The organism is Rhizobacter sp. P1_G5, from assembly GCF_056405435.1.
This window is the reverse complement of record NZ_JBFUCB010000145.1, coordinates 1-11181: the sequence shown is the minus strand read 5'-3', so window position 1 is coordinate 11181 and position 11181 is coordinate 1. Positions and strand designations below refer to the sequence as shown.

Here is an 11181-nt window from a genome sequence, read left to right as displayed (position 1 = left end):
GCCTCGGGCTGCGTGCGGCGACGGTGCCGCACGCGGCCTCGGCGCCGGCTTCCTCCGCAGCGTCCGCGCCCGACATGGCGATGGTCCCGATCGCCGCGTGGCCGGCGGCCTCGGCCGCGTCGGGCGTCGACATGCGCCTCGTCTACAAGACCGTCACGCTGCCATCGGCGCGCCGCGGTGCCCCGTACGGTCCGCGCGAGGTGGTGAAGGGCGGCACGCCGCCGTACCGCTACACGATCGACGGCAAGCTGCCGCCGGGGCTGGTGCTGACCGAGGATGGCCGCCTCGGCGGATTGCCGGCCGAGAACGGCAGCTTCCGCTTCGTGCTCGGCGTGCAGGACGCCGCGTCGCCCTCGCGCGCCGCGCAGCAGGCGTATGTGCTGAACGTCTACACGCCGGTGCTGCGGCCGGCCGCGGCGGCATCGGCTGCCTCCGCGCCCACGGCACCGCCGGCGCTGACGTCGCTCGGCGTCGCCGAAGCCGAGGCCACCGCGGACACGCAGGCCGGCCTGCCGGTCAGCTACAAGCTGACGCCGGCCGACCAGGCGGGCCTGGCACCGGAGGCGGCAGCGCCCGCCGCGGCGCCCGCGCCGGCCCTGGTGCCGGCGGACGGGTTGCCGCCCGCTGTCGTCACCGAGCCGGTGCCGCCGGTCGTGCCGAGCCCCGACCAGCTGCAGGCGGTGCTGCTGCCGCTGACCGACGTGGAGTACCCGACGCGCGCGCTGTTCGTCACCGCGCTGGAGCAGAGCCGCTGCGCCTACTACCGGGTGCACGTGACCGAGGTGGCGCTGAAGCAGCAATTGGCCGTCGACACGCAGTGCCCGCCGCTGCCCCCGGTGTCTGCGGCATCCGCCCCGGCCGCGCGCAAGCCGGTTGCCACCCCAGCCGCCGCCACCGCAGTCGGCAGCCTGAGCCTGCGCGAGTTCTACGACAACCTGCTGCCCGATGCGCTGCGCGCCGACATCGTGCGTGCGGCCGAGAAGCGGMATCCGTTCGGYGAAGCGAAGCCGCTGCGGCTGAACGGCGCCGGCTGCGGCTGCACGCCGCAGCGCGTCGACAACGAGGTGATCGGCTTCGTGCCGTACTGGCTGGCCACCGAGGCGCCGCTGGCGGTCGACTTCAGCCTGTTCACGCGCCTGAGCTACATGGGCGTGGTGCTGGCCGACAGCGGGAACTGGGTGCTGCCGCCGGGCTGGGACGGCCAGGCCGGCGGCTTCGCACGCGAGACGCGCCGGCACGGCACGCGCGTCGACCTGGTGCTGTACCGGCGCGACTGGGCCTCGCTGCTCGCGCTGCCGGAGGCCCAGCTCGACGGCGTGGCGCGCAACGCGGCGCGCAATGCGGTGGTGCTGGCCGACACGCGCGACGGCACCTTGCAGGCCGGCCTCGACGGCCTGTTGCTGCCGCAGTGGCGCGAGTCGGAGTRCGTCTACGACGGCCTCACGGTGTTCTTCGAGGATTCGCCCACCCAAGGCCCGCAGCAGAAGGCCTTCGCGCGCTTCCTGAAACTCTTCCTGCAGCGGCTGGTGGCCGAGATGCAGGCGACCGGCCGCAGCTACCAGGCCAACATCGTCGTGCCCGACAAGCTGCTCGGCGACACCGGGGCCTACAACTTCTCGGACCTGATGGACGTGCTGGAGACCGCCGAGCCGCGGCGCAGCAGCAAGGGCGTGGAAGAGGGGGCCAAGGTGCGCTACCGCGGCACCACCGACCTGACGATCGACTTCCTGGTGCTGCTGAGCGAGCCGACCGGCGCGAGCACGATGACGCTGCGCGCGCGCATCGACGCGACGCCGAACCTGTCGGGCCACCGCCGCATCGCCTTCCTGGAGAGCGTGGTGCCGATCGAGTTCCACCAGCGCGGCGAGAAGGCGGCCGTGCTGCCGCCGCAGGAGCGCGACCAGCTCGACCGCGATCTGGCCTACATCAAGTGGACCTATGGCGGCATCGGGTTGTGGCCGCTGCCGACGCCGGGCATCGGCAGCGGCGAAACGGTGCATGCGCTGCTGATGCACAACTACACGGCACCGCGCGGCGCGCTGGCCGGGCTGTGCGAGTTCGCGTGCCCGAACCGGCTGCCGCTGCGCCTGCTGTTCGAGGCACTGGTGCTGGCCGAAGGCATCGGCATCGCGCTGTATGCGTGGAACTGCCGGGTGCGGCGCATCGGCCGGCGCTACCTGCTGATGGTGTGGGCCGGCGCGCTGGCGACGCTGGTGCTGGCCTTCGTCGTGTTCAGCTGCGACCCCTCGCTGCAGCATTGGCGCGAGCAGAATTACCTGCTGTACGGACTGATCCTGCTGCTGTTCGCCGCAGGCATTTACGTGACGTTCAAGCCGAGAGTGGAGGCCCCATGAAAGTGCAACTGCATGCCAATGACCGTGACCATGGAAGTCCCGAGACCCCTGTGCACCAGCGCGCGGCCGATCCGTTCCACGACAGCCCGCGCATGGTGGCGCAGCGCGCGCAGATCGAGGCGGCGTTCGGCGAGGCGGCGCAGCGCGCGCCCGATCTGGGCGAGCTCGAGGAAGAAGAGCCGCTGCAGGCCAAGGCCGACACATCGCGCGGCGGCCTGCCGGGCGACCTGCAGGCCGGCATCGAATCGCTGTCGGGCCTGGACGTATCCGACGTGCAGGTGCACCGCAACTCCGACAAGCCGGCGCAGCTCAACGCGCTGGCCTATGCGCAGGGCAACGACATCCACCTCGCGCCCGGCCAGGACCAGCACCTGCCGCACGAGGCCTGGCACGTGGTGCAGCAGCGCCAGGGGCGGGTCGAGCCGACGATGCAGATGGCCGGCGTGGGCGTCAACGACGATGCGTCGCTCGAGGAGGAGGCCGACGTGATGGGGGCGCGCGCGCTGCAGGCGGCGGGGTTGGAGAAGGACGCCCAGTAGCTCGCGGTGAGCCAGACCGCTGTGCGCACGCATCCGACAGACGCCCCCCAAACGGGTGAGCCCTCATCCTCAATCTGTACTTTGACGCTCCCCAGGCCCCTTCCCATACTCGACCGCTCCGCCTTGCAGTGAGACACGTCGATGACGGAAATGACCGATCTGCTTCGGTCGGCGCAATCCGGTGATCCGCAGGCTTCGAGCCGGTTGTTCGAGCTGGTCTACGCCGACATGAAGCGCATGGCGCACAGCCGGCTTTACAAGAGCGGCGGGCTGGACGACCTGGACACGACTTCGCTGGTGCACGAGAGCTTCCTGAAGCTGTCCGGCGAGGGCCGCCTCAAGGCCTCCGACCGCCCGGCCTTCTTCGGCTACGTGGCCCGCGTGATGCGCAGCGTCGTGATCGACCACGTGCGCGAGCGCCAGGCCCGCAAGCGCGGCAGCGGCGACCTGCTGGTCACCTTGACCACCGGCATCGAGGCCGAGGCGATCGACGACAGGCGTTTGATGGCGATGGGCGCCGCGCTCGACGTGCTGCAACGCCTGTCGCCGCAGTTCCACGAACTCGTCGAGCTGCGCTATTTCGCCGGGCTGTCGATCCGAGAGGTGGCCGAGGCGCGCGGCACCTCCACGCGCACTGTCGAGCGCGAGTGGGAGAAGGCGCGCGCCTTCCTGCTGCACCTGATGGAAGAGGCATGAATGTCCAGGACCTGACGCCGGCCGAGGTGAACCGCGTCTCGCTGCTGCTCGACGAGGTGGGCGACCTGCCGCGCCACCAGCGCGCCGGCTGGCAGGCCGAGCTGGCGCGCCGCGAGCCGGCGATGGCCGAGGTCGTCGCCCAGTTGCGGGAACGGATGCACCCGACCGACCTGCACCCCACCGGTGCCACCGTGGCCCCGCGCGTCGAGACCGGCGACCTGGTCGCGCGCGGCATCGACCGGGCCGCCCGCACGGCCCGCGAGGCCGACACGCCCTCGCTGGTCGGCCGCCGCATCGGCGCCTACCGCGTGCTGCGGCCGATCGGGCAGGGCGGCATGGGCTCGGTGTGGCTCGCGCAGCGCGACGACGGCCTCTACGAGCGCCAGGTCGCGCTGAAACTGGTGCGCACGCACCTGCTCGGCCCGCACGTGCACGAGCGCTTCGCGCGCGAGCGCCGCATCCTCGGCGCGCTGGAGCACCCCAACATCGCACGCCTGCTCGATGCCGGCATCACCGACGATGGCCAGCCCTATCTCGCGCTGGAGTACGTGCAGGGCGAGCCGCTGGCCGCCTTCTGCGATCGCCGCAACCTCGGCCTGATGCAGCGCCTGGTGCTGATGCTGCAGGTGCTGACGGCGGTGCAGTACGCGCACCAGAACCTGGTGATCCACCGCGACCTGAAGCCGGCCAACATCCTCGTCACCGAAGACGGCCAGGTGCGGCTGCTGGATTTCGGCATCGCGAAGCTGACGACCGACGGCCAGGCCGACGAGACCGAGCTGACGCGCATCGCCGGCCGCGCGCTGACGCTCGAATACGCGTCGCCCGAGCAGGTGGCCGGCTGTGCGGTGACGACCGCCAGCGATGTCTATTCGCTCGGCGTCGTGCTCTACGGCCTGCTGTGCGGGTTGCGGCCGTACGAGCCGGTGCGCGCCTCGTGCGCGGCGCTCGAAGAGGCGGTGCTCGGCATCGAGCCGCAGCGCCCCAGCCTGCGCGAGCTGACCGACGAGGCCGCGCGCGCCCGCGGCACCAGCGTGCGCCGGCTGCGCCCTATGCTGGCCGGCGACCTCGACACCATCGTGCTGAAGGCGCTGAAGAAAGACCCGGCGCAGCGCTACCCCACCGCCGAATCGCTGCGCGAAGACCTGGTGCGCCACCTCGGCGGCCAGCCGGTGCTGGCGCGGCCCGACAGCGCGGCCTACCGCCTGCGCAAGTTCGTCGGCCGGCAYCGGCGGCAGGTGGCGGCGGCGGGGCTCGCCGGGCTGGTGCTGGCCGGTGCGGCCGCGGTGTCGCTGCAGCAGGCGCAGCGCTCGCGCGAGCAGGCCGCGCTCGCGCAGCGCGAGAGCCAGCGGGCGCAGGCGGTGCAGGGCTTCCTGACGAGCCTGTTCACCGCCAACTCGCTGCAGCAGGCCGATCCGCTGCGCGCCCGCCAGACCACCGCGCGCGAGCTGCTCGAGGTCGGCGCGAAGCAGGCGGCGCAGGCGCTGAAGGATTCGCCCGAAGCGCTCGACGAGGTGCTCGACACGCTGGCCGACATGCATTTCCAGCTCGGCCTGTTCGACGAGGCCGGGCAGCTGCGGCTGCAGCGCGTCGAGGCGGCGCGGCGCTCGTTCGGTGCGCACGACGCGCGGCTCGCCAATGCGCTGCTCGCCTACGCCCGCGACGTGAACCACACCGACGACCGCGCCCGCGCACTGGCCGCGATGGACGAAGCCCGGCAGGTGCTCGATGCGATCGGCGACGACGCGTCGGAGACGCGCGGCTGGATGTGGATCAACCGCGCCGAGATCGAGCAGTACGTGTCGTTGGCCGGCATGCGCGAGGCGGCGCAGCAGGCGGTCGCGCATTTCCGGCGGCACCCGGCGCAGTGGTCGAGCGGCTACGAGGCGCTGCGCAACCTGGCGCGCTCGCACCACCTGGCTGGCGATGCGGCCACCGCGCAGGCGATGCTGAAGGAGGCGCTGGCCGAGATCGACCGGCACGAGGCGGCGCCGTCGGCCTGGTCGGTGACGCCGCTGGTGCAGCTGGCCGAGGCGCAGGCGGCGGCGCGCGATTTCAGCGCGGCCGAGGGCAACCTGCGGCGCGCGCTCGACCTCTCGCGCAAGCTCAGCGGCCCGCTCGACGGCGGCACGCTGCAGACCCAGGCCAAGCTGGGGGGCCTGCTGCACAGCCTCGGGCGGCGCGATGAAGGCTGGCGGCTGCTCGATGACGCGCGTGCCGCGATCGAGCGCCCCGATGCGAACGCAACGCCGGCGGCGGTGGGGGCGGTGAACCGCTTCCGCGGCGATGCCCACCATGCAGACGGCCGCTTCGCCGAGGCCGATCGCGACTACGCACCCGAGCTGGACGACCTGCGCGCGCACTACCCCGGCTCGGTGCCGCTCGCGCGCGAGATGCTGCTGCAGGCGCGCAACTGGACCGCGATGGGCCGCCATGCCGAGAGCGGCCGGCAGATCGAGGAGGCGCACCGCATCTGGCGCGCCGTGGGCAGCGGCGTCGCAGCACCGGCCACGCACAACCCGTTCATCTTCGAGGCGGTGCGGTTGCTGCTGGCGCAGGGGCAGGCCGCGCAGGCGATCGAGCGGCTGAAGGAGATCGTGCTGGTCGATGACGGCGGGCCGCAGCTCGACCGCGTGCAGTGGCTGCTGTTCAGCGGGCGTGCCGCGCTGCAGCTGCAGCGGCCGGCCGATGCCCGCGCCCAGGCGGCGCAGGCGCTGGCACTGCTCGCACCGGAGCGCGAATCGGCTCGCTTCGATGACAAGGAGGCCGACGCGCTGCTGCTGCAGGGCGAGGCCTGGCTCGCGGAGGGGGACGCGAAGGCAGCACGCGCGCCGTTGACACGGGCCGTCGCATTGCGCGAGCGGCTGGCCGCACCGGGCAGTGCGTGGCTGGCCGAGGCGCGGGTGGCGCTTGCGCGATGCCTGCGGGCGCTGAACGAGCGCGCCGCCCCGCTCAGTCGGCCTTCATGAGAATGCGCACGGGGTACTGCATCGCACACGGCACGCCGTTGCAGCGCGCCGGCTTGTACTTCGCCTTCATCAGCACGGCGGCAGCGTACTGCGTCAGCCGGTCGTCTGGCGAGGACATCACCGACACCGCCGTCGCCTCGCCGCTGCTGTTCACGTCGACGGCGAGCAGCAGCCTGCCGTTGACGTGCAGCCGGTTCCTCCCATCCACAAGCGCCCGTACGATGCCGCGCGGGCCGTTGAGCGGGTAGGGCGGTTCGTCGTCCGGCCCCATTTCCTCGTACTGTGCCTTGACGACGCGTTGTTGCTGCGGCGTCAGCTCGCCGTAGGGCTTGTCCAGCGGCAGGTTGGAGTTGGCCAGCTCGCGCACGATGTGCGTGCCGCCGCTCGGCTCGGTCTGCTTCAGCGAGTAACGCTTCGGCGGCGTGGCATCGGCGGCAGAGGCGATCAGCGGCGCGCACGACAGCAGCCCGGCGGCCAGGGCGATGAGGTTCTTTCGCATGCGGGCAGCATAGCTTCCGGACGCGGGGAACGCTTCATCAACCCGGTGGAAATGCAGGGCCACCGTGCACGAGCACGGTGGCCGGCACCCCCGGTTCAGGCACTCAGGCCGAGCGAGTAGCCGGCCGGTACCCGCCCCTCGATCCCCGGGAACCACACCTGGCCGATCGCCGGCAGCTTCGCGCCGCGGCCCAGCGCGGCACTGCCGGTGAACACGTCGAAGTGCGCGCCGAAGATCGCGCCGCCGGTGTCGTTGACGGTGAACCAGCCGTCGTGCACGAAGCTGCCGCCGCGGCCGTCGGGCAGCGCCAGGCCGTCGTACTCCTTGATGTAGACCGGCGTGTGCGCCGGCACCAGCCCGCCGTGGCCCTTCCAGCGCGGCTCCGAGTTCGCCTTCAGCCCGAGGTCGGCCGCCAGCGTGCGGAATGGCGTGTACGCCACACCCCGCTGCATGCCATAGCCCACGCCGCGCCGGGCGGCGGGCACCTCGTGGAAGGTCATCGCGCCGACCACGCGGCCGTCCTTGACCGAGATGCCGGAGTACCTCGTCGATACCGGCGGCTTGCCCTGCGCCGCGAGCCGCGCGTTGCGGCGAGCGTAGGCGCGCTCGTGGTAGTCGAGCACCGCGGCATAGCGCTCGTGCGACACCGCGGTCGATTGGCCGGTCACGTTGACCAGCCGGCCATCGCCCAGGCGGGCCGTGCCTTCCAGCGACAGCTTCGCGAAGAAGGCCGGGCTGCCTTCGGCGATCGTGCGGCCGTCGTCGCCGAGGATCGGGATGCGGATGGCACCGGTCGGATCGTCCGACTGGTCGACGACGTGGTAGGTCGTCAGCCGGAAGGTGCGGTACGCCGACGGGTCGGTGGGCGGTTGCGGACGGGCGCCCGGAGTCGCGGTGGAGGGCGCGGGCGGTGGCGAGGCCGTGGCCGGCGCGCCCGCCCCGGCCGACGCGGTCCCGCGCTCGCGCAGCGACAGCAGGTAGCGCGTCGGGTTCAGCAGCGAGGCCGGCGCATTCTTCTCGTCGCGCCACCAGCGGGCGGTGTTGGTGCTGCCCTTCACGTAGGTCTCGAAGTGCAGCATCGCGGTGTCGCTGACGAAGCCGATCGCCTGGCCGGCTGCCACGCGGTCGCCGACCGACAGGCCGTTGCGCTTCAGCGAATCCTTCGTCAGCTCGCCGTAGTTGGCGACGATGCCCGAGCCTTCGTGCTCGATCAGCAGCCGGTAGGTCTGCTGGCCCGAGGCGGCGGCGTAGAAGAACGCGAACGACACGATGGTGCCGCTCTCGCAGGCCAGCACCACGTCGCCCTTCTTCGCGAACAGGTCCACACCGACATGCCGGCGCCGCGTGGCCACGCCGTTGCGCTTGCCCTTGCGCTCGGCGAGGAACATGCGGCCGGCGCGGCCCTCGATGCCGTTCGGCTCGCGGAACTTGTACGAGATCACGCGCGCCTGCGGGTGCGTGGTGCGCAGCGGCCAGTGGCTGCCGGGCGGCGGCAGCGGCGCGAACGGCACCGGCCGGCCCGCAGGCACCGGCACGGGTGCCTTGTCGCCGAGGGCCTGGTCGAGCTCGTCGGGCGTTTCCGTCTCCGGATCGAGTTCGCCGGCGTCCTCGGGCTCGGCGTCGGCGGCTTCTTCCTCGTTGTCCTCGAACGATTCGGCCTCGTCGTCGGGGCCTTCGTCGTCGGCCAGGGCCTCGTCATCGCCAGCTTMGTCATCGCCCGTTTCGTCGTCCGCAGCCTCGAACTCGTCCGCGAGCGCCTCCAGCTTGTCATCGCCTTGCTCGTCGTCCTGCTCGGCCTGGCGATCGATCTCTTCCAGCGCATCGGGATCCTCGCCCTCCAGCGGCAGCCCCTCCTCCAGTTCGTGCTCGCCGCCGCTCGCCAGGCCTTGCAGCAGCGCCGGCAATTGCAGCCCTGGCACCTGGTGGTGCTGCCCTGTCTCCATCCGCGTCACATGCAGGTTGCCGCCGCGTGCGCGCAGGAAGGCATCCCCGCGGTCGTGGGTCGCCGAGCCCTTCAGGTAGAAGAAGTGCGCCTGCAGGCCGGGCCGGTCGGCGAGCCAGCGTTTCCAGTCCGCGGGCTCGCCGACGTAGGTCGAGTCGAACGCCCACACCTGCGCCAGCTGTGCGAGCGCGCCCTGGTGGGCCTGCGCATCGGCGTGCAGCGCGCGCAGCGGCTCCAGGAAGTCGTAGGCGCGCGAGTGCCCCGAGACCACCAGGCGGTTCAGCGCCGGTGCCTGGCCGCGGCCTTGCACGCGTGCCACGTCGGCCAGCACCTCGGCGATCAGCGCGTTCAACCGTGCCGGCTGGGCCAGCGCGCTCCAGCGCGGATTGCGATGGCCGCCGGCCGTGACGCCGCCCGGCGCGTTCCAGTTCATCGCGGGCACGATGAGCACCATCGGCAGCGTCGAGGCATCGACCAGCGCGCCCAGGCGGAACGGTGCTGCGGTGATGAAGCCGCCCGGCGGCTTCGGCGGCAGCGAGGGGCCGCGCAACAGGCCGTGCACGTGGAACAGCACGTCCACGCTCGATTGCCCGAGAGCAGCCTTTGGCACGAAGACCGCCACCGGCTCGGCATACGAACTCGCCTTCATCAGCCAGACCTGGCCGCCGAGGTGGGGCACCGGCGTGGCGCTGACGGACGCTGAGCTGGAAGGCGACGCTGCCGCCGCCGAGGGCAGCGCATCCGCCAGCGCCGTCTGCGTCGCGACGTCGAGCACCGCGCCGAAGCCGAGGTGGCGCTCGGCGCGGAAGGCCGCGAGCGCCTGGTCCAGCCTGGCGTCGCGCGTGCCGAGCGCCGCGAACATCGAGGTGTGCGAGAGGTGCTCCAGCGCGCGCTGCGTCAGCGCGATGTCGGTGGAGCTGCCCGGCTCCGAGCTGCCGCCGAGCCGGTGCTTGTCGCGAAAGCGGGCGAGCGCGGCGCGCGTCAGCGGGCCGGCATCGCCGTCGTCGGAGAGCCGCTCGCCCGCGGTGGCGTTCAGCACGCGCTGCGCAAAGCGCACCCACGCCTTGGGCTGGCCACCGGCCGACAGCGTGGTGGTGGCGGTCGCCTTCGCAGACGTCGATGCAGGAGCCGAGCCCCCCTCGAAGCGCGCCTTCAGCCCCGGCGGGTTGTATTCCCAATGCCAGGGCTCGCGGCGGTACGGGTACCAGCCGAAGGCCTTGCCGCGCAGCATCATCCACTTGTAGACCGGCGAGCGGTACATGCGCACCAGCTTGGCCATCTTCTCTGCGGTGCGGGTCTGGCTCTTGCCCGACACATCGAGGCCGCGCACCGACATCTGCAGGTCGACCGCCAGGCCGTACATGTGCGCGGAGTGGCCCTTGGCCACCGCCTTCGCATTCGGCTGCGAGGCGCTCAGGGCCGCCTGGTGGCCGGYCGAACGCCACGACGAGGTGATGTCCAGCGTCACGCCCTCTTGCAGTGCCGCCTCGCGCATGCGCACGAAGGCCGCGCTGGCCTCGGCGTACAGCTGCGCGCCTTTCTGGCCCGGCACGGCCACCGGGCGGTGCGCGCGGAACGCGATCTTCGTGTCGCCCAGGTTCACGCGCCGCTCCGGCGTCACGCGGGCCATGTCGGCGAACAGCCGCTCCGACAAGGCCCAGTGCGCCTTCACGGCCGCCGTCGCCGAGCCGCCGGGGGGTACGTTGTCGGGGAACTCCACGTCCTTCCAGTCGACCTCCTTCAGGTACTTGCGCTGCAACGCCGCGTCCGGCAGGCGCTCCAGCGCCGAGCGGCGCAGGTCGAGCACCCAGGTGCGGTCGTCGGCCGACAGCGGCGCATCGACCACTGGCGTGTCGTCGACTTCGGACTCGGGGGCTTCGTCGTCCAGTTCGTTGTCCAACTCGTGGCAGCGGCAGGCCTCGCACTCCGACTGCGCGTCGTCCTCATGGTCGACGAGCGCGAGCCGCACGTACGGGCTTTCGAACAGCAGCGCACCGAGCCCGGCACCGCGGGCCGGCGGCGCCTCGGGGGCGGTCTCGTGCTCCGGCGTCGGGTAGGCCGACAGGAAGGGGGAATCCGGCTTCATGGCATCGACCTCCGGCGCTCAGTTGGGCGCGACCTTGCGGGCCTTGACATCGCGGCCGGTGATCGCTGTCCAGTGCGTGATGATGGTCCGCATCGC

5 protein-coding genes and 1 pseudogene are annotated in these 11181 nt (G+C 72.2%); 4 read left to right on the top strand and 2 right to left on the bottom strand.

Annotation, left to right across the window (positions count from 1 at the left end; all coding sequences use genetic code 11):
• From AC1D12_RS12750 to AC1D12_RS12735, 4 genes and pseudogenes are all read left to right on the top strand, one after another.
• A pseudogene (locus AC1D12_RS12750) lies at nt 1–2354 on the top strand (hypothetical protein); the annotation flags it as partial.
• A complete protein-coding gene (locus AC1D12_RS12745; protein ID WP_477840754.1) occupies nt 2351–2893 on the top strand; it encodes an eCIS core domain-containing protein in 543 nt (180 codons plus the stop codon). The pseudogene AC1D12_RS12750 and the gene AC1D12_RS12745, both read left to right, overlap by 4 nt.
• 150 nt (nt 2894–3043) lie before the next feature.
• Nucleotides 3044–3589 (top strand): ECF-type sigma factor, encoded by a 546-nt coding sequence (locus AC1D12_RS12740; RefSeq protein ID WP_477829548.1) that lies wholly within the window; start codon nt 3044–3046, stop codon nt 3587–3589.
• Nucleotides 3586–6558: a serine/threonine-protein kinase gene (locus tag AC1D12_RS12735; RefSeq protein ID WP_477840752.1), complete on the top strand. Its 2973-nt coding sequence runs from the start codon at nt 3586–3588 to the stop codon at nt 6556–6558. The genes AC1D12_RS12740 and AC1D12_RS12735 overlap by 4 nt, the downstream gene beginning before the upstream one ends.
• On the opposite strand, the gene AC1D12_RS12730 is transcribed toward AC1D12_RS12735, so the two are convergent.
• Together AC1D12_RS12730 and AC1D12_RS12725 are read right to left on the bottom strand one after the other, a co-directional pair.
• Nucleotides 6542–7120, bottom strand: a complete 579-nt coding sequence (locus AC1D12_RS12730; RefSeq protein ID WP_477840750.1) for an energy transducer TonB — start codon at nt 7118–7120, stop codon at nt 6542–6544. The two genes, AC1D12_RS12735 and AC1D12_RS12730, sit on opposite strands and share 17 nt — an antisense overlap.
• A gap of 32 nt (nt 7121–7152) precedes the next feature.
• Nucleotides 7153–11085: a D-alanyl-D-alanine carboxypeptidase family protein gene (locus tag AC1D12_RS12725; protein ID WP_477840749.1), complete on the bottom strand. Its 3933-nt coding sequence runs from the start codon at nt 11083–11085 to the stop codon at nt 7153–7155.
• Between the last annotated feature and the right edge of the window lie 96 nt (nt 11086–11181).